Origin of the sequence: Alcaligenes sp. SJTW-7 (assembly GCF_047716895.1) — a bacterium.
Lineage (GTDB): Bacteria > Pseudomonadota > Gammaproteobacteria > Burkholderiales > Burkholderiaceae_B > Alcaligenes > Alcaligenes ammonioxydans.
Map to the genome: position 1 here is coordinate 436,883 of NZ_CP136682.1, position 16,974 is coordinate 453,856.

Here is a 16,974-nt window from a genome sequence, read left to right on the forward strand (position 1 = left end):
TTCGCCTGGCGGGGCGCGTGAAACGCAGGAGCAAAAAAAAGCCCGCCAGAATGATCAGGCGGGCTTTTTGTCGGGGCATGAGCGAATCAGCCTATCAGTCCCCAAACATCTTTTGACGCTTCTCGCGACGCTCCTGGGCTTCCAGCGACAGGTTGGCGGTCGGGCGGGCCAGCAAACGGGGCAGGCCGATCGGCTCGCCGGTTTCCTCACACCAGCCGTATTCGCCCGATTCGATCAGGGCGATGGACTGTTGCACTTTCTTGAGCAACTTGCGCTCGCGATCGCGGGTTCGCAGTTCCAGAGCGTGTTCTTCCTCGATCGTGGCACGGTCAGCTGGGTCAGGAACGAACTGGGTTTCACGCAGGTTTTCCGTGGTGGCACCCGCATTGGCCAGAATTTCCTGCTCAAGCTGGCGCAAACGATGCTTGAAAAACTCCAGCTGGGCGGCGTTCATGTAGTCTGACTCAGGCATCGCCAAAAGCTCCTGCTCGGTCAGCAGGGTTGTAGTACTGTCATGTGACTTAGTTGCCATGATGCTTACCTCTTGTTGACGTCTGGGAGCCTGTAACTGTCGTCACGCGCAATCGCTCCGCATTTACTGAATAATTATTAATTCAGACCAGGCAATTCTCCAGGCCCTGGGTGAATATATCTTGGGGCAGCTTGCGGCCAATAAAGACCAGCTTGGTGCCTTTCTTATCTTTGGCCAGCCAGGCATTGCCGGGCTCGGCGCTCATCATCATGTGTACGCCTTGAAAGAGCATACGACGATTGATGCCCTTCAGATACAGAATGCCTTTATAGCGCATCAGATCTGGTCCAAATACCTGAACAATGCCCGACAGGAAATCTTCGAGGCGTTCGGGGTCAAAAGGACGATCCGAACGGAACACGAAGGCTCCGATTTCGTCATTGTGAGCGGCGTGTCCGTGGTGATGATGGTGGTGATCGTGGCCGCAGCCCGGACCGCACTCGCCTTCATCGCCGTGGGCATGATCGTGGTGATGATCATGGTCGTCAGCCGCATCGGGATGCTGCTCTGCCAGGAATTGCGGATCAATGTCCAAAATGGAGTTCAGGTTGAAACCGCTGACTTCCAGCAAATCCTTGATATCGGTTTCACCAAAGTGAACCGGCGTAATGGTGGCCCGCGGATTGATACGGATCAGACGGGCGCGCAGGGCCTCGTACTCGGCATCGTTGACCAGATCTTTTTTGGAGATCAGCAGGCGGTCCGCAAAGCCAACCTGTTTCTGGGCTTCTTCCTGCTGGTCCAGCGTGGCCATGCCATGTTTGGCGTCCACCACGGTGATGACCGCGTCCAGCCGATAGTAGTCGGCAATATCATCGTCCATGAAGAAGGTCTGACAGACCGGGCCGGGGTTGGCCATGCCGGTGGTCTCGATGATGACGCGTTCAAACTTCAGCTCGCCCGCCTCGCGACGCACACGCAAATCGTTCAGGGTGCGCATCAGGTCGCCACGTACCGTGCAGCAGACGCAACCGTTGCTCAGCTCAACGATTTCTTCTTCGGAGTCCTGTACCAACAACTCATTGTCGATGCCTTCCGGTCCGAATTCGTTCTCGATGACGGCAATGCGTCGACCGTGATATTCGCTCAGGATGCGCTTGAGCAGCGTGGTCTTGCCAGCGCCCAAAAAACCAGTCAGCACCGTGACTGGAACCATGTTTTTCAGATCTGATGCCGCGTTCATAAACATGCCTCGCAGTGGCGGGCGAAAGGTACAAGGCACGGCCCTTGCCGCGGCTTCCTGTACCCCCCTGCTCCGCACGAAAACAACGTGCGATTACATCACAGCCTTGCCTGTTGGGCAAACGGTGATCTGTAAAAATTCACAGAGGTTTGCCAATCGATCGAGGAATATATACTGATTGGCGGCAAAATACCATGTTTTAGCGGGCAGATAAGGGTTTTCGCTCGTTTTTAGCCGCGACGCAACGCTGGCACAGGCCGCGCAGCTCGGTTTCGTGGCCCGACAGGGCAAAGCCGGCACCGCGTACGCAGTCAGCCAGCCTTTGGCTCAGGTCCGGTGCGCACAGTTCCACCACGGTGCCACACTGGGTGCAGACAATCAGCAAGTCGTGGGGGTGGCCGCCGGCATCCACACAGGCAGTCCAGGCATTGACGGCATCCAGACGGTGGATCAGGCCTTCCTCTGTCAGAAAGTCCAGGGCGCGGTACACGGTAGGGGGCTTGGCCCCAGGCTGGAACTCGCGAACCAGATCCAGCAGTTCGTAGGCGCGCAAACTGCGCTGGGCCTGAATCAGGATTTCCAGTACCTGACGGCGAATTGAAGTCAGCCGTTTGCCGCGCTCCAGGCAAAGCTGGTCCGCGGTAGCAAGCTGGTCTTCAATGGCGGCGGGCGTAAGAATATGTACAGGCATGGCGCTTGATGGGTTGTTTGTTATGTTATAACATCTTTAGAGAAATTAAATATCCTCATCCAGCCGCATTATCCCTGTTTCATGTCCTGTCCTCAATTTCCCTCGACTTTCCGCAGTCCGGCGCCGCGCCGTTCGCTCTTGCTGGCCTCGGCCGGGCAGCGCGTACTGGGCGCTTTGTGCGTGGCTGCTGCGCTGTGGCTGCTGACGGCCTGGGCCATGGGCGCGTGGTAAGGGCATGAGTTCACATCAGACCTTGATCGAGCTGGATCATGTGGCGCTGGGCTGGAAAGACAAAATTGCTCTGCGTGATATCAGCGGTTGCTTTACCCGAGGCTCCTTGACAGCCATTGTGGGGCCAAACGGGGCGGGCAAGTCCACCTTACTCAAAGGCTTGACCGGGCAGATCAATCCGCTCAAGGGGCGGATTGTTGTCGATAGTGGCTTTTTGAATGAATTGGCCCTGTTGCCGCAGATGGGGGATCTGGACAAGAGCTTTCCCGTGACGGTGCATGACCTGGTTGCCATGGGGGCCTGGAAGCGGGTCGGAGCCTGGGGCGGTTTCCCCAGGGCGGAGCATGAGCGGATTGCCCATGCGCTCGAACAGGTCGGTCTGGCGGACTTCGCCCGGCGTTCCATTGGCACCTTGTCGGGCGGGCAGCTACAGCGTGCCTTGTTTGCGCGCATGATCATGCAGGACGCCCAGATTCTGTTGCTGGACGAACCCTTTGCCGCGGTGGATCGCGCGACATCGGATGAATTGATGAGCTTGATTCTGGATTGGCATCAACAGGGCCGTACGGTCATGGCCGTGCTGCACGACCTGGATATGGTGCGTAGCTGCTTTCCGCAAACGGTGCTGCTTGCCGGACAAGTTGTTGCCTGGGGGGAAACCGAAGCCGTGCTGACGCCGGAGAATCTGCATCTGGCCCGGCATTTGTGCGCGGGGGACTATCTGTGATGGCACTCATTGATGTTCTGTTCGGCCCTTTCATGGACTTTGGCTTCATGAAGCGCGCTCTGGCCGGCTCCTTCGCCCTGGCCGCAGCGGCCGGGCCGTTGGGCGTGTTTCTGGTGCTGCGTCGCATGAGTCTGATGGGCGATGCCATGGCGCATGCCATTTTGCCTGGGGTGGCGGTGGGGTTTCTGACGGCCGGCCTGTCTTTAAGTGCGATGGCCATAGGGGGCATGATTACGGGCCTGGTGGTGGCCTTGCTGGCCGGATTGGTCGCGCGCCTGACTCCACAGCGTGAGGACGCCAGTTTCGCCGCCTTTTATCTGGTGTCTCTGGGGTTGGGGGTGCTGCTGGTGTCGCTGCGCGGCTCCAATATGGATTTGATTCATGTGCTGTTTGGGACGGTACTGGGCCTGGATGATGCGTCCTTGCTGCTGGTCACCAGTAGCACGACGGTCACCTTGGTGATCCTCGCGCTGGTCTTTCGGCCCCTGGTGCTGGAGTGCATGGACCCGATTTTTTTACGCACCCAAGGGGGCCGCGGCTCGCTGGTTCATATGCTGTTTTTGTTCATGCTGGTCATTACCCTGGTGGCCGGCTTTCAGGTTCTGGGGACCTTGATGGTGGTGGGGATCATGATGCTGCCCGCTGCCTCGGCCCGGTTCTGGGTGTATTCCGTGGGCCGGCAAATGCTGGTGGCGGCCTTGCTCGGCATGATCAGCGCGTATCTGGGCTTGCTGTTTTCCTACTACTACAACGTGCCGGCCTCTCCCGCGATCATTCTGGCGGCTGGTGCGTTTTACTTTCTTTCCATCACCTTTGGCCCTCAAGGCGGTTTGCTGCGTGCGTATTCCCAATGGCGCGCGCGGCGTCGGCGCATGGCCTCTCTCTTGGAGCATGATCGATGAAAATGCGAGACATTCATTCAGGCCGCGCCGTACTGGTGCTGGGCTTGCTGGCACTGAGCCTGTCCGTACAGGCGGAACCCTTGCGCGTGGTCAGCAGCTTTTCGATCCTGAACGACATGGTCAAGGAGATTGGCGGCGACAAGGTGATAGCCAGCACGATTGTGCCCGCCAATGGTGACGCCCATGCCTTTGAGCCACGCCCCAGTGACGCCAAGTCTCTGGCCAATGCGCAATTGCTGGTAATTAACGGTCTGGAGTTCGAGACCTGGCTGCCGCGTTTGCAGCAGGCCGCGGGTTATCAGGGCCCGCAGGTCGTGGCTACGGCGGGCATTACGCCCTTGGCGTTTGAGGGCGGTCACGATGACCATGCCGACCACGACCACGACCACGACCACGATCACGACCACGACCACGATCATGATCGTGCCAAGGAACCCGCCCACGCCCATGAGGCCGGACATGCTCCACAGGGCGAGAAAGAGCCCGGCACCCATGATGACAGCCATCAGCATGGCAGTCAGGACCCACATGCCTGGCAAAGCCTGGCCTTGGCGCAAATATATGTGCGCAATATCAGCCAGGGGCTGGAGCAAGCGGACCCAGCCAATGCGGACTACTATCAGCGCCGTGCCAAGGATTATGCGCAACGCATTCAGGAACTGGATGATTCCATCAAGGCTCGCCTAGAGGCAGTGCCGGTCGACAAGCGCAAGGTCATTACGTCCCACGATGCCTTCTCCTACATGGGCAAGGCCTACGATATTCGCTTTATTCCTCTGGTGGGCGTCTCCAGCCAGGCGGAGCCCTCGGCGCGAGACATTGCGCAAATTGTTCAGCAGGCTCGTCGTGAACAGATTCAGGCCATTTTCGTGGAAAACACGGTCAGCGCGAAGCTGGTAGAGCAAGTTGCGCGTGAAACTGGGGCGAAAGTGGGCGGGACTTTGTATTCCGACGCCTTGGGGGAGCCCGGCTCCGGCGTGGACACCTACTTGGGCATGATGCGCTCAAACACGGATCAACTGGTCAAGGCCTTGCAGCCCTGATTCACTCCTCCGGCTTGTCACTGGCCCGGTTCTTGCGTTGTGCCCGAGGGTGGGCCTGATCGTAAGCCTGGGCCAGGTGCTGAAAGTCCAGCCGTGTATAGATCTGGGTGGTAGAGATATTGGTATGACCCAAGAGCTCCTGTACTGCCCGCAAGTCCTGGGCAGATTGCAGCAAATGGCTGGCAAAGCTGTGACGCAGGCTATGGGGATGCACATGAACGGGCAGGCCGCTGGCGCGGGCGTAGTTTTCCAGTTCCTGCTGGACGACACGCGGGTGGATCCGCGCTCCTCGTGCCCCCAGAAACAGCGCGGCATTGGCATCTGCGTTAGGGGCCAGCGAGGCCAGAATCGGACGTTTTTTCAGCCACGCCTGCAAGGCCTGGGCGGCCTTCTCGCCAACCGGCAGGCGCCGCGTCTTGCCACCTTTACCACTCACAAGCAGTTCGCGCTCTTGCAGCAATAACCAGCTTTTGGATTGATGCTGGGGGCTTTGGTGATAATGGGTGTCCAGGCTGACCAGTTCGGCCAGGCGTAGTCCGCTGGAATAAAACAGCTCGAACATGGCCTGATTGCGCAAACTGACCGGATCGTCCTGAATAGGTGCGCTGGCGTGGTCCAGCAGTTGCTGGGTCTGGTCTACGGACAGTGCTTTGGGCAGAGGTCGGCCTATCCGGGGAGCCTTCAGGCTGGCGGCAGGATTCAAGGGCCAGCCCAGCGCTTGGGTACGCGACTGATAATAGCCGCGCCAGGCAGCCAGAATGCGGGCCAGACTGCGTGGTGCCATGCCTTGGGCATGCAAGCGGGCCGCGGCCTGCCGTAACTGGCTTTGATTTAGCGTGTCGGGGTCGGTGCCGGGATACTGCGCCAGCAAATGACGTAAGTCGTTCCGGTACGCACTGAGAGTGTGTTCCGAATAGCGTTTTTCCTGCCTGAGTTGATTTAGCCAGTTTTGCATGGCCGGACTGAGCACCGGGTGGGCGACAGATTGCCCTGGCGAGTGGTCCTTGCTAGCGGTGTAGTCTGGTTTTTTCAGGCCGGACATTCGTTTTGATTAATACGGCTGGGTTTGTGTAAACGCTGCAAGGCCGCGCTGCACAGTTCGCCGATGCCTTCCAGAAAGTCGGTGCCCATATCGACGGTAAAGCGAGAGTCCTCGGGGGAACCCAGCACCAGCAGGCCAAACAAGGTATCGGATTCGGGGAATCTCAAGGGCACGATCGCCACTGACTGGGCATCCTGCTGCAGGTCAGCCAGAAAGTCTTGTTCACGCCGGGGACCGCAATAGGGTTTGAGCAAGGTATAGGCCCAACTGACCAAGGGGTCATCGGCCAGTACCTCGTCCGGATTCCAGCAATGCAGGCGCACGACTGGCATCTCGAAGATGCGTTCCAGGCTGCTGCAAATCAGAGCGGGCAAGGCCGCGGGATCAGACTCGGCCAGCATCTGGCAGTTCCATTGATGCAATTGGCGCGAGATTTTTTCATTGCCCCGGGCATTGGCCACCAGCATGGCCAGTTGGCGTTCGGTTTTCTTGCCGCGTTCGCGCAGCAGCATGATCTGGCGCTCGCCCAGGGAAATGGCGCGGCTTTGATGCGGGTGGGGCACCATCAGTTTGGCAAAAACGTCGGCGTGTGCGTCGAAAAAATCAGGGTTGGCTTTCAAAAACTGGGCCACGTCCACGGCGCTAAGGCTGTTGGGGGTATCCATGTCTAGAAGGTTTCCTTTCTGGCTACGGATGCACACAGTGCATCAATATCGACTTGTCCGGTAAAGACGGTTTGGGCCGGGCCGCTCATGCGTAGCGCCTGTCCGTCCCATTCAATGCGTAGACTGCCTCCACGAGTATCAACGACAACCGGGCTTTGGAGCAATCCCCGGCGTATGCCTGCCACCACAGCCGCACAGGCGCCGGTCCCGCAGGCCAGCGTTTCACCCGCACCGCGTTCGTAGACGCGCAGCTTGATATGGTGGGGATCAAGAATTTGCATGAACCCGGCGTTGACCTTGTGGGCAAAACGGGGGTGGGACTCGATAAACGGGCCGACCGTGGCAACGGGAGCCTGCTTGACGTCATCGACTACTTGCACCGCATGGGGATTGGAGATGGACACCAGCGACAGGGAGACGGGTTCGGCTTGATCGGGCACGGGCAGCAGCCACAGCGTATCCTCGCCCTGAGCTTTCTGTTCCAGCCCGCTTGGGTCAAAAGCAACATCGGCCGGCGTAAATCGGGTGGTGCCCATCATGACCTCCACGCCGCGCTCCGGATCATCATTCAAGCTGATGATGCCGGTGCGAATTTGCGCACGCAAAGGGTTGGCCGACGACAGGCCTTGCTCATGCACGAAGCGGACAAAGCACCGCGCGCCATTGCCGCAATGTTCGACCTCGCCGCCGTCGGCGTTGAAGATCCGGTATCGGAAGTCGGCGCCGGCTTCGGTTGCCGCCTCCACCAGCAAAATCTGATCGGCACCAATCCCGAAATGGCGATCTGCCAGAGCGCGGGCTCGTTCCGGTGTCAGTTCGATGTCCTGCGTCACACCATCCAGCATGACAAAGTCATTGCCCGCACCGTGCATTTTGCTGAAATGCCAGATTGTGGCTGCGGGTTGGGGTGCAGGAGAGCGATACATGATGGGGCCTAGTAGATGCCGGGTTGCCCTTCAGGGCGGGTTTTGAAGCGTCGATGTACCCAATAATACTGCGGCGGGTCCTCGCGCACATAGTTTTCGATCAGGGCATTCATGCGTTCGGTGGCCTCTTCCAGGCTGCCTTCACCCGGAAAGTCGGCCATGGGTTCCAGCACCTGAATATGGTAGTGGCCGGTTTGTGCGTCCAGTCGCGAAATCACCGGAATGACCAGCGCGTCCTGGTTTCGGGCGATCTGCGCGGTGGACAACAGCGTGGCCGCCGGAACATTGAAAAAGGGCACGAACGCCGCGCCTTTGGTGCCGAAATCCATATCGGGCAGGTAATAAATTGGCTGACCCTTTTGCAGCGCGCGCATCAGGCCGCGAATACCGTCCTTGCGTGAGATCAGCGGCACCGAGGAAAAGCGGCTGCGGCCTTCATACATCAGGCGATCCACATGGGGGTCGCGTTGCGGAGTGTAGAACGCCACCAAGGGTGAAATGGACATGGACAGTCGTGTGCCCGCTGCGTCCATCCCCAGGAAATGCGGGACCAGCAGCATGACCTTGCGGCCTTGTTCCAGGGCTTGGGTAATGTGTTCTTCACCCGTCAGGTGCAGGGTGTTCAAAATGGTGCTGGGCAGGCCGAACCAAAGCAGGCCCCGGTCCAGATAGGATTGAGCCAGCAAGCGAAAGTGCTGCTTCTCCCATTCACGACGGGTGCTTTCGGGGGTGTCGGGAAAACACAGGTCCAGATTGGTACGCACAATATGCCGGCGGCGCGAGGCAAAGCGATGTACCAGTCCGCCCAGCACAGTGCCCCAACGCTGGCGCGTGCGTACCGGGACACGGCCAAAATAGGAAAAAACGGATTTGAGCAGCGGGTAAGAATTAAAACTCATGGGGTGGTATCGCCAGGCAAAGGGGGCGCATCGTGAGGAATTTTGTAGCGGTTATAGCCCCACAGGTATTGGGTGGGGAAGCGCCGGATCATGGTTTCCATGGACTGGTTGATCAGGGTAGCCAGTTCTGTCGGGTCCTCGGGCAAGGGCTCGGGCAGACGCAAGGTATGGATATGCCATCCACGACCTTTGGGCAGGCGCTCGGCAGCAGTCACAATCACAGGCACGTTGGATTGGCGTGCCAGCTTGCCCGCCAGCGTCATTGTCAGGGCAGGGCGACCAAAGAATGGCGCCCATACACCATCTCCGCCGCTGGGAACCTGATCGGGCAACATGCCGACCGACTCGCCCCGGCGAAAAGCACGAACAAATTCGCGCACGCCTTTCATGTTGGCGGGGACGGCATGCATTCCTGGTAATTCGCGCGACGCTACCATCAAGGGCTCCAGGAAGGCTTGGCGGGGGGGGCGGAACATGACGGTCAGCGGTCCTAAACCGGCCAGATAGCGCGCAATCATTTCAAAGCAGCCCAAGTGTGGGGTCAGGTAAAGCACACCGCGCCCTTCGGCATGGGTAGTCTGGAGCAGGGTGGGGTCGTCCGCAGTGCAACGGGCCAGGCACTTTTCCGGATACAACCAGACGCGTGGCGTTTCCAGGATCATGGCGCCGGTTTCTCCGGCCGCTTGTCGAAAAAAAGCGGGGGAGTCGTAACCCGCTTGCCGACAGTGGCTTTGCAGACGGCGGCGATAGCGTCCGGGAAAAGCGTAAATCAGGCGTCCGATTCCTTTGCCCAGCCCATGCAGGACGGGTAAAGGCAGACGAGCCATCAGACGTAAAAGTGCCGCGAGCATGGGCCTGGCAATCCTTTAGTGTGAAGTTTTGCTGAAATAAATACGTATTTTCGCTTAAAATGGAATGTATCGCTGAGTTAAACGACAACTTGCGGAGCGATCAGGCAGCAATCTGCCCACTATAAACCGCTAAAGCGTCGCGCCCCGTCTATCGTATCCACATCGCTGGCTTCGAGGTGCAACGCAGTTTGTTCAACCTCGTGCTGATTATCAGCCCTTATCCAAGGAAGCTACGCTGTGAACCACAACGACTTTCTCTTTACGTCCGAATCCGTCTCTGAAGGGCACCCCGACAAGGTTGCCGACCAGATTTCCGACGCCATCCTGGACGCGATTTTCGAGCAGGACCCGCAAGCGCGTGTTGCCGCTGAAACCCTGTGCAATACCGGCCTGGTGGTGCTGGCCGGCGAGATCACGACCCACGCCAACGTGGACTACATCCAGGTAGCCCGTGACACCATCAAGCGCATTGGCTATGACAATGGCGACTACGGCATCGATTACAAATCCTGCGCGGTTCTGGTGGCCTATGACAAGCAATCGCCCGATATCGCCCAGGGCGTGGACCGTAGCCCTGAAGAGCTGCTGAACCAGGGTGCCGGCGACCAGGGCCTAATGTTTGGCTATGCCTGCGACGAAACCCCTGATCTGATGCCTGCTCCGATCTGGTATGCCCACCGTCTGGTGCAACGCCAAAGCGAGCTGCGCAAAGATGGTCGTCTGCCCTGGTTGCGCCCGGATGCCAAGTCCCAGGTTACCTTCCGCTATGTGGACGGCCATCCTGCCGAAGTGGACACCGTGGTGCTGTCCACCCAGCACGCGCCTGAAATGTCCCAGAAGGACATTCACGAAGCGGTCATTGAGCACATCATTCGTCCATGCTTCCCATCGGATCTGTTGACCGAGAAAACCCGCTTCCTGGTGAACCCCACCGGCAAGTTCGTGATTGGTGGTCCTCAAGGCGATTGCGGTCTGACTGGCCGCAAGATCATTGTGGACACCTACGGCGGAGCCTGCCCGCACGGTGGCGGTGCCTTCTCCGGCAAGGACCCCTCCAAGGTGGACCGTTCCGCGGCCTACGCGGCGCGTTACGTGGCCAAGAATATTGTGGCCGCCGGTCTGGCGCGTCAGTGCCAGGTGCAGTTGAGCTACGCCATTGGCGTGGCCGAGCCAATCAACATCACCATTTACACCGAAGGCACGGGTGTGATTCCGGATACCGAAATCGCCAAGCTGGTGCGCCAGCATTTTGACCTGCGCCCACGCGGCATTATTGACATGCTGGATCTGCAGCGTCCCATCTACTCCAAGACAGCCGCCTATGGTCACTTCGGCCGCAGCGAGCCTGAGTTCAGCTGGGAGGCCACGGACAAGGCGCAGATTTTGCGTCAGGCCATCTAAGCCTTTTGGGCGAACAGGCAAAGGCCGCATGAGCGGCGCTTTGCAGACGTAGTATCGCGTTGTGGGTTCCCGATCCGGGTGCCCGCAACGTGGGCTGAGGCGGGCCAGACTCGGACTCAGACAAAGAAATGATGTTTTTTACCAGTGAGGCTGTCTTCCCAAGAGGAGCCAAACAGGTACAATCACCAACAGTAAATTGCCATCCTCGAGGGGCGTTGCGACAAGACACTGATCTTGCCAGGCTCGGGGTATGGATAGGTGGTATCCACCTTGGAGAACGACGCTCACCACGACCCGCATGGCGGGCTGCTGGTGAGATTCATTTGCTCTCCGTGCAGTCCGCGTGCCGTATAACGGAGCCCGACTGTGACTTTTACCGATTACAAAATTGCCGATATTTCCTTGGCTGAATGGGGCCGCCGCGAGCTGACCATTGCCGAGACCGAAATGCCTGGCCTGATGGCCACCCGCGAGGAATTTGCCGCCTCGCAGCCCCTGAAGGGCGCACGCATTGCCGGCAGTTTGCACATGACCATTCAAACCGGGGTGCTGATTGAAACCCTGACGGCTCTGGGCGCTGAAGTGCGCTGGGCCTCGTGCAATATCTTTTCCACGCAAGATCACGCTGCTGCGGCCATTGCCGCCTCCGGTGTGCCCGTGTTCGCCGTCAAGGGTGAAACCTTGGAAGAGTACTGGCAGTACGCCCACGACATTTTTGACTGGCCCGGCGAACAGGCCAACATGATTCTGGACGATGGTGGCGACGCCACCCTGTTGCTGCATCTGGGCGCCCGTGCTGAAAAAGATCTGTCCGTTCTGGACAATCCCGGCAGCGAAGAAGAGCGCGTCATGTTCGCCTCCATCCGCGCCCGTCTGCAAAACGACAAAACCTGGTATTCCACCCGCCTGGCCCAAATCAAGGGTGTGACTGAAGAGACCACCACAGGCGTGCACCGTCTGTACCAGATGGCCAAGAAAGGTGAGCTGGCTTTCCCTGCCATCAACGTGAACGACTCGGTGACCAAGTCCAAGTTCGACAACCTGTATGGCTGCCGCGAGTCCCTGGTGGACGGCATCAAGCGTGCCACGGACGTGATGGTTGCCGGCAAGATCGCGGTGGTGTGTGGCTTTGGCGACGTGGGCAAAGGGTGTGCGCAAGCGTTGGCTGCCTTGCGCGCCCAGGTTTGGGTCACCGAAGTGGACCCCATCTGCGCCCTGCAGGCCTCGATGGAAGGCTACCGCGTGGTAACCATGGAAGAAGCTGCCGACAAAGCAGACATCTTCGTGACCGCGACAGGCAACTACCATGTCATCGACCGCTCGCACATGGAACGCATGAAAGATCAGGCCATCGTGTGCAATATCGGTCACTTTGACAATGAAATCGATGTGGCCTCGGTGGAAGACCTGGAGTGGGAAGAGATCAAGCCCCAAGTCGATCACATCATTTTCCCCGACGGCAAGCGCATCATCCTGTTGGCCAAAGGTCGTTTGGTGAACCTGGGCTGCGCAACTGGGCACCCCTCGTTTGTGATGTCGGCGTCGTTCACGAACCAGACCATTGCACAAATTGAATTGTTCACCCGTGGCGAGCACTACGAAGCAGGTAAAGTATATGTACTGCCCAAGCACCTGGACGAGAAAGTAGCTCGCTTGCACCTGAAGAAACTGGGTGTGAACCTGACTACCTTGTCCCAGGCGCAGGCAGATTACATCAACGTGCCTGTGCAAGGGCCCTTTAAGGCTGAGCACTACCGCTACTAAAACACACCGGCGTCTTCGGACGCCTGTTCTTGGAGCCCTATCATGACTTTGCTACTTGTCTGGATCCTGAATGCTGTTGCTTTGCTGGTTGTTGCCTACATCCTGCCCGGTATTACCGTGGCCTCGTTTGGCTCAGCCCTGATTGCGGCGCTGGTATTGGGCTTGCTCAATACGTTGGTCAAACCTTTGCTGATTGTGCTGACCTTGCCCATTACCATTGTGACCTTGGGTTTGTTCCTTCTGGTACTGAATGCCTTGGTGTTCTGGTTTGCCGGTTCTATTCTCAAAGGGTTTCAGGTTGAAGGATTCTGGTGGGCGGTGATTGGGGCGATCGTCTACAGCCTGGTTTCCGGGCTGCTGTCGGGATTGTTAATTAAATGAGCAAGAAGCAAACCTTGAGCCTGGAGTTTTTCCCGCCGCGCGATAGCGCGGCGCAGGAAAAACTGGTGCGCACTGCCAAGACCCTGATGGGCTTGAATCCGGCCTATGTCAGCATGACGTTTGGAGCCGGTGGCTCCACACGTGCTGGTACGGTCGATGCGGTGGCATTGCTGCAAAACCTGGGCTTGGATGTGGCACCGCACCTGTCGTGCATCGGTACGGCTCCGGCCCAGTTGGGCGAGATGCTCGATACCTACCGCGATCAGGGCATACGCCGTATTGTTGCCTTGCGCGGCGACTTGCCCTCGGGCATGGGCGGTGACACGGGTGAGCTGCGCTATGCCAGTGATCTGGTGTCCTTCATTCGAGAGCACTATGGCGAACACTTTCACATCGAAGTGGCTGCCTACCCTGAAATGCATCCTCAGGCCACCAGCCTTGAGGAAGACCTGGGTCACTTTGTGAACAAGGTCAAGGCCGGGGCGCATGGCGCGATCACCCAGTACTTCTTCAACCCGGATGCCTACTTCAGTTTTGTGGAGCGGGCCCAGGCTCAAGGTGTCACCATTCCGATCACGCCGGGCATCATGCCCATTACCAACTCGTCTCAGTTGCTGCGTTTTTCGACCATGTGCGGTGCGGAAGTGCCACGCTGGATTCGTTTGCGACTGGCCGATTTTGGTGATGATCGGGCATCGATTCGCGCTTTCGGGATCGATGTGGTGACGCGCTTGTGTCAGGATCTGCTCGATGGCGGGGCGCCGGGTATACACATGTACACCCTGAACGGGGCCGATGCCAGCATGGCTATCTTGCCGAATCTGACTTGGCGTTAAGTTCTCCAGCATCAAAAAAAACCCGCCAGATGGATTTGGCGGGTTTTTTCATGACCCGGCTCAATGGCTCACACCGAGCGTTGCGTCATACGATGCGCGGCGCGGGGGGGCCGGCAAAGCCGGGTTGGCGAACCAGGTGCTTATAGCTGCGGTGCAGGTACGGCCCAGCCTTTGTCGGTCAGCACACTGTCCAGCCGTTGGTCGTGGGGGGCGGGCTGATAAGGCAGGCCCGACAGGTCGCCCACTGCCCAGGCAATACCAATGCTGGTAAAGGCATGGTTTTGCGCTTTTAGCGCCGCCAGGGTCCGGTCGTAGTACCCTTTTCCATACCCTAGGCGGTCGCCTTGGCGGGTGTAGCCCAAAGTAGGGACCAGGACAATGTCCGGTTGCAGGGTTTGGGAGGAGCTCGGGATTTCTATGCCGTAGCGCCCTTTTTCCATTTTCGTCTCGGGTGTCCACTGAACAAAGCTCAGGGGAGCGTCCGCTTCTTTGACGACAGGAAGACAGACATTGAGGCCTTCTTCTTCCACCCATTGAACCAGCAAAGGGCGCAGGTCCGGTTCGTCGGCCATTGGCCAGAAAGCTGCAATGGTGGTGGGTTCGGCACGGCCTTGTTCACGCAGGCGAGTGCGGTTGGTGGCCAGCCAGGTGAACAGGCGGCCCCGGATCAGCAGGGCACCCCGGTTGGTGTCAATGGAGGGCTGCCCGGCTCGCAGGTCTTTTAGTCGCGTGCGCAGCGCGGCTGCGTTATGCTCTACGTTCTGAATCATGGGTGATTTTCTAAAGGCCGTCACTATGGGTATCAACCAGCTAAAGTACCAGAAAACACCAGCTTGGGGCATGGCCGGCGCGCTTCCACGTCCGTCCTTGAGCGCCCTGGTGGTGTTCGCACTGGGTTTGGTCGGCTGTGCGGGTTCGCCCTCGCCGCAGGCCCAGACCCATTCCCCCGAAGCGACAATCACGAATCAAGCCGTACTTGTGCAGCCTGCCAAAGAGGCGGTACGGCGCTGGGATCGCGTCCCGCCTGTTCCGCCGGTGGCACGCCAGGCGCTGATCGACGCGCGGCAAGCCATGCAGGCCAAGCGCTGGAGTGCGCTTGACGCCCTGGCCCCCGTGGCAGCAGACGATCCCGTCCTGGGTTCCTATGCCCAATACTGGCGGCTGCGTCGCCTGTTACAGGACTCGACCACGCCGGTGCCAGACGAGCAAGTCCGTTTGTTTTTGGCCGGCAATCAAGACGAATACCTGGAAAATCGCCTGAAGTCTGATTGGATCGTGGCGGCAGCACGGGCAGGTAACTATGCGCTGGTGCGTGAACTGGCGCCCGTGCATGCGCCCAGCTCGGCGGTGAAGTGCGCTGTGGCGACAGCCCGGAACGTGGCCGGAGAGTCGGTCGATGTCGACGATCTGCTGGCTTCTTTTGCGCCCAGCCAGGCTTGCTGGTCCGCGCTGGATCAACTGTACGCCCGCAAAGTGATCAGCAAGAATCAGGTCCGTGACCTGATGCGGGACGCGCTTGAAAACAACCGTACTGCTCAGGCCCGACGCCTGGCGGCAATTATTTTCACCGCGCCGCAGATGAAGGATTACACCGCCTTGATGGCCTCGCCACAAAAATGGCTCGACCGTAATGTGAACAATAGTTCGGTCAATCCCGAACTGGTGTCGCTGGCCTTGTCTCGCCTGGCCCGCGGTCAGCGGGATTCGGCAGCAGCCTATATCGATCGCACCTGGGCGGGCAAGATTCCCCAGGAAAACCTGAATTGGGTCTGGGGCCAGTTTGGTCTGGTCAGTGCCTTGCGGGTGGAGGATGATGCGGCCAAATGGTATCGCCGCTCCGGTCGTACCCCCATGACGGATTACAACAACGCCTGGCAAGTGCGCGCCGAGTTGCGTCAGGCCACGATCGACTGGAAGCAGGTGGCTGCAGCCATCGATAAAATGAATGATGCGCAAAAGGCTGAGCCGGTTTGGGTGTACTGGTCAGGACGTGCGCATGCGGCCTTGGGACATAAAGACAAGGCTCGTGCCCTGTTTCAGTCCATTGTGGGAGACCTGGGCTTTTATGGGCAACTGGCAACCGAGGAGTTGGGGCTGACCCCGTCCTTGCCGGCGCAACCGCAGCCTTTGACGCCTCTGGATATGCAAGATGCTCGTACCAATGCGGGTCTGTTGCGCGCGGTGGAGCTGTTCAAGCTGGGCTGGCGTCCTGAAGCGGTTCCCGAGTGGAATTTCGCTTTGCGCGGCATGAACGACAGGCAGTTGCGTGCGGCGGCCGAGTTTGCCCGCGAGCAGCATATTTACGATCGGGTGGTCAACACGTCCTTGTTGACCAAGAACGAGATCGACTTCAGCCAGCGTTTTATTGCTCCTTTCGAGGGGCGCGTGACCGAGCAGGCCAAATCCATCAATCTGGACCCAGCCTGGGTGTATGGTCTGATTCGTCAGGAATCGCGCTTTATTACCGATGCCCGCTCGGGTGTGGGGGCGTCGGGCCTGATGCAATTGATGCCCGCCACCGCCAAATGGGTGGCCAACAAGATTGATATGCACGATTTCTCGCCGGCACGGGTGAATGAGTTCGAGGTAAACACGGTATTGGGTACCAACTACCTGAACATGGTTCTGGGTCAACTGGGCGGGTCACAGGTATTGGCCTCGGCAGGTTATAACGCGGGACCTGGCCGTCCCATTCAATGGCGTTCGCGTCTGAATGGCTCGGTTGAAGGGGCCATTTTTGCGGAAACCATCCCCTTTACCGAGACACGCCTGTACGTGAAAAATGTGCTGTCCAACGCGAACTACTACGCCATGATGTTCAGTGGCCGGCCTCATTCGCTGAAGGATCGCCTGGGTGTTATTGCTCCTGGCGGAACGACGACGGCGTCCTTGCCTTGATG

The 16,974-nt window shown here is 58.7% G+C and carries 18 protein-coding genes and 1 riboswitch; of the genes, 9 read left to right on the top strand and 9 right to left on the bottom strand.

The window, feature by feature from the left end; translation table 11 throughout:
- Positions 1-94: 94 nt before the first annotated feature.
- The 3 genes from dksA to RSQ48_RS01940 all read right to left on the bottom strand — a co-directional run bounded on the left by dksA (position 95) and on the right by RSQ48_RS01940 (position 2,406).
- Positions 95-532, bottom strand: a complete 438-nt coding sequence (dksA, locus tag RSQ48_RS01930; protein WP_039943815.1) for an RNA polymerase-binding protein DksA — start codon at positions 530-532, stop codon at positions 95-97.
- An 82-nt stretch (positions 533-614) separates the two neighbouring features.
- Entirely contained in the window at positions 615-1,715 is a 1,101-nt protein-coding gene (locus tag RSQ48_RS01935) for a CobW family GTP-binding protein (protein ID WP_003804269.1), read from the bottom strand.
- Between the two features lie 199 nt (positions 1,716-1,914).
- Positions 1,915-2,406 (bottom strand): Fur family transcriptional regulator, encoded by a 492-nt coding sequence (locus RSQ48_RS01940; RefSeq protein ID WP_003804266.1) that lies wholly within the window; start codon positions 2,404-2,406, stop codon positions 1,915-1,917.
- 81 nt (positions 2,407-2,487) lie between these two features.
- On the opposite strand from RSQ48_RS01940, the gene RSQ48_RS01945 reads away from it, so the two are divergent.
- From RSQ48_RS01945 to RSQ48_RS01960, 4 genes are read left to right on the top strand one after another with little or no spacing between them, the layout of a single operon-like run.
- Complete coding sequence (locus RSQ48_RS01945; protein WP_162829365.1) at positions 2,488-2,637, top strand: hypothetical protein; 150 nt, start codon at positions 2,488-2,490, stop codon at positions 2,635-2,637.
- Between the two features lie 4 nt (positions 2,638-2,641).
- Positions 2,642-3,364 carry a metal ABC transporter ATP-binding protein gene (locus RSQ48_RS01950; RefSeq protein ID WP_059318505.1) on the top strand — a complete coding sequence of 241 codons (723 nt, stop codon included), beginning with the start codon at positions 2,642-2,644 and terminating at the stop codon, positions 3,362-3,364.
- Complete coding sequence (locus RSQ48_RS01955; protein WP_059318506.1) at positions 3,364-4,266, top strand: metal ABC transporter permease; 903 nt, start codon at positions 3,364-3,366, stop codon at positions 4,264-4,266. Before RSQ48_RS01950 ends, RSQ48_RS01955 begins: the two co-directional genes overlap by 1 nt.
- Positions 4,263-5,309 carry a metal ABC transporter substrate-binding protein gene (locus tag RSQ48_RS01960; RefSeq protein WP_240208900.1) on the top strand — a complete coding sequence of 349 codons (1,047 nt, stop codon included), beginning with the start codon at positions 4,263-4,265 and terminating at the stop codon, positions 5,307-5,309. The genes RSQ48_RS01955 and RSQ48_RS01960 overlap by 4 nt, the downstream gene beginning before the upstream one ends.
- A gap of 1 nt (position 5,310) precedes the next feature.
- On the opposite strand, the gene RSQ48_RS01965 is transcribed toward RSQ48_RS01960, so the two are convergent.
- The 5 genes from RSQ48_RS01965 to RSQ48_RS01985 form a co-directional block, all read right to left on the bottom strand.
- Positions 5,311-6,264 carry a tyrosine recombinase XerC gene (locus RSQ48_RS01965; protein WP_131071225.1) on the bottom strand — a complete coding sequence of 318 codons (954 nt, stop codon included), beginning with the start codon at positions 6,262-6,264 and terminating at the stop codon, positions 5,311-5,313.
- 74 nt (positions 6,265-6,338) lie between these two features.
- Complete coding sequence (locus RSQ48_RS01970; protein WP_003804255.1) at positions 6,339-7,016, bottom strand: DUF484 family protein; 678 nt, start codon at positions 7,014-7,016, stop codon at positions 6,339-6,341.
- 2 nt (positions 7,017-7,018) lie between these two features.
- Complete coding sequence (dapF, locus tag RSQ48_RS01975) at positions 7,019-7,942, bottom strand: diaminopimelate epimerase (protein WP_131071226.1); 924 nt, start codon at positions 7,940-7,942, stop codon at positions 7,019-7,021.
- An 8-nt stretch (positions 7,943-7,950) separates the two neighbouring features.
- A complete protein-coding gene (locus tag RSQ48_RS01980; RefSeq protein WP_003804253.1) occupies positions 7,951-8,841 on the bottom strand; it encodes a lysophospholipid acyltransferase family protein in 891 nt (296 codons plus the stop codon).
- The gene (locus RSQ48_RS01985) at positions 8,838-9,692 is read right to left on the bottom strand and encodes a lysophospholipid acyltransferase family protein (RefSeq protein ID WP_059318510.1); all 855 of its coding nucleotides are present in this window, start codon (positions 9,690-9,692) and stop codon (positions 8,838-8,840) included. Before RSQ48_RS01985 ends, RSQ48_RS01980 begins: the two co-directional genes overlap by 4 nt.
- A gap of 237 nt (positions 9,693-9,929) precedes the next feature.
- Here RSQ48_RS01985 and metK point away from each other — a divergent pair, with 237 nt between their 5' ends.
- The 4 genes from metK to metF all read left to right on the top strand — a co-directional run bounded on the left by metK (position 9,930) and on the right by metF (position 14,074).
- Positions 9,930-11,093, top strand: coding sequence for a methionine adenosyltransferase (metK, locus tag RSQ48_RS01990; RefSeq protein ID WP_003804249.1), 1,164 nt, complete (start codon positions 9,930-9,932; stop codon positions 11,091-11,093).
- A 201-nt stretch (positions 11,094-11,294) separates the two neighbouring features.
- Positions 11,295-11,386, top strand: a riboswitch (S-adenosyl-L-homocysteine riboswitch).
- Between the two features lie 73 nt (positions 11,387-11,459).
- Positions 11,460-12,857, top strand: coding sequence for an adenosylhomocysteinase (gene ahcY / locus RSQ48_RS01995; protein ID WP_003804247.1), 1,398 nt, complete (start codon positions 11,460-11,462; stop codon positions 12,855-12,857).
- Positions 12,858-12,899: 42 nt separating this feature from the next.
- Positions 12,900-13,238, top strand: coding sequence for a phage holin family protein (locus RSQ48_RS02000; RefSeq protein WP_003804245.1), 339 nt, complete (start codon positions 12,900-12,902; stop codon positions 13,236-13,238).
- Complete coding sequence (gene metF / locus RSQ48_RS02005) at positions 13,235-14,074, top strand: methylenetetrahydrofolate reductase [NAD(P)H] (RefSeq protein WP_003804242.1); 840 nt, start codon at positions 13,235-13,237, stop codon at positions 14,072-14,074. The genes RSQ48_RS02000 and metF overlap by 4 nt, the downstream gene beginning before the upstream one ends.
- 140 nt (positions 14,075-14,214) lie before the next feature.
- On the opposite strand, the gene RSQ48_RS02010 is transcribed toward metF, so the two are convergent.
- Positions 14,215-14,844: a 5-formyltetrahydrofolate cyclo-ligase gene (locus RSQ48_RS02010; protein WP_003804239.1), complete on the bottom strand. Its 630-nt coding sequence runs from the start codon at positions 14,842-14,844 to the stop codon at positions 14,215-14,217.
- Here RSQ48_RS02010 and RSQ48_RS02015 point away from each other — a divergent pair.
- Positions 14,843-16,972: a lytic transglycosylase domain-containing protein gene (locus tag RSQ48_RS02015; RefSeq protein ID WP_003804237.1), complete on the top strand. Its 2,130-nt coding sequence runs from the start codon at positions 14,843-14,845 to the stop codon at positions 16,970-16,972. The genes RSQ48_RS02010 and RSQ48_RS02015 overlap by 2 nt on opposite strands.
- Positions 16,973-16,974 lie beyond the last annotated feature (2 nt).

Excerpts from the sequence above, each read along its gene's own strand:
- dksA (WP_039943815.1), bottom strand. The coding sequence starts at position 532 with ATGGCAACTAAGTCACATGACAGTACTACAACCCTGCTGACCGAGCAG.
- RSQ48_RS01935 (WP_003804269.1), bottom strand. The coding sequence starts at position 1,715 with ATGAACGCGGCATCAGATCTGAAAAACATGGTTCCAGTCACGGTGCTG.
- RSQ48_RS01940 (WP_003804266.1), bottom strand. The coding sequence starts at position 2,406 with ATGCCTGTACATATTCTTACGCCCGCCGCCATTGAAGACCAGCTTGCT.
- RSQ48_RS01945 (WP_162829365.1), top strand. The coding sequence starts at position 2,488 with ATGTCCTGTCCTCAATTTCCCTCGACTTTCCGCAGTCCGGCGCCGCGC.
- RSQ48_RS01950 (WP_059318505.1), top strand. The coding sequence starts at position 2,642 with ATGAGTTCACATCAGACCTTGATCGAGCTGGATCATGTGGCGCTGGGC.
- RSQ48_RS01955 (WP_059318506.1), top strand. The coding sequence starts at position 3,364 with ATGGCACTCATTGATGTTCTGTTCGGCCCTTTCATGGACTTTGGCTTC.
- RSQ48_RS01960 (WP_240208900.1), top strand. The coding sequence starts at position 4,263 with ATGAAAATGCGAGACATTCATTCAGGCCGCGCCGTACTGGTGCTGGGC.
- RSQ48_RS01965 (WP_131071225.1), bottom strand. The coding sequence starts at position 6,264 with ATGCAAAACTGGCTAAATCAACTCAGGCAGGAAAAACGCTATTCGGAA.
- RSQ48_RS01970 (WP_003804255.1), bottom strand. The coding sequence starts at position 7,016 with ATGGATACCCCCAACAGCCTTAGCGCCGTGGACGTGGCCCAGTTTTTG.
- dapF (WP_131071226.1), bottom strand. The coding sequence starts at position 7,942 with ATGTATCGCTCTCCTGCACCCCAACCCGCAGCCACAATCTGGCATTTC.
- RSQ48_RS01980 (WP_003804253.1), bottom strand. The coding sequence starts at position 8,841 with ATGAGTTTTAATTCTTACCCGCTGCTCAAATCCGTTTTTTCCTATTTT.
- RSQ48_RS01985 (WP_059318510.1), bottom strand. The coding sequence starts at position 9,692 with ATGCTCGCGGCACTTTTACGTCTGATGGCTCGTCTGCCTTTACCCGTC.
- RSQ48_RS02000 (WP_003804245.1), top strand. The coding sequence starts at position 12,900 with ATGACTTTGCTACTTGTCTGGATCCTGAATGCTGTTGCTTTGCTGGTT.
- metF (WP_003804242.1), top strand. The coding sequence starts at position 13,235 with ATGAGCAAGAAGCAAACCTTGAGCCTGGAGTTTTTCCCGCCGCGCGAT.
- RSQ48_RS02015 (WP_003804237.1), top strand. The coding sequence starts at position 14,843 with ATGGGTGATTTTCTAAAGGCCGTCACTATGGGTATCAACCAGCTAAAG.
- RSQ48_RS02010 (WP_003804239.1), bottom strand. The coding sequence starts at position 14,844 with ATGATTCAGAACGTAGAGCATAACGCAGCCGCGCTGCGCACGCGACTA.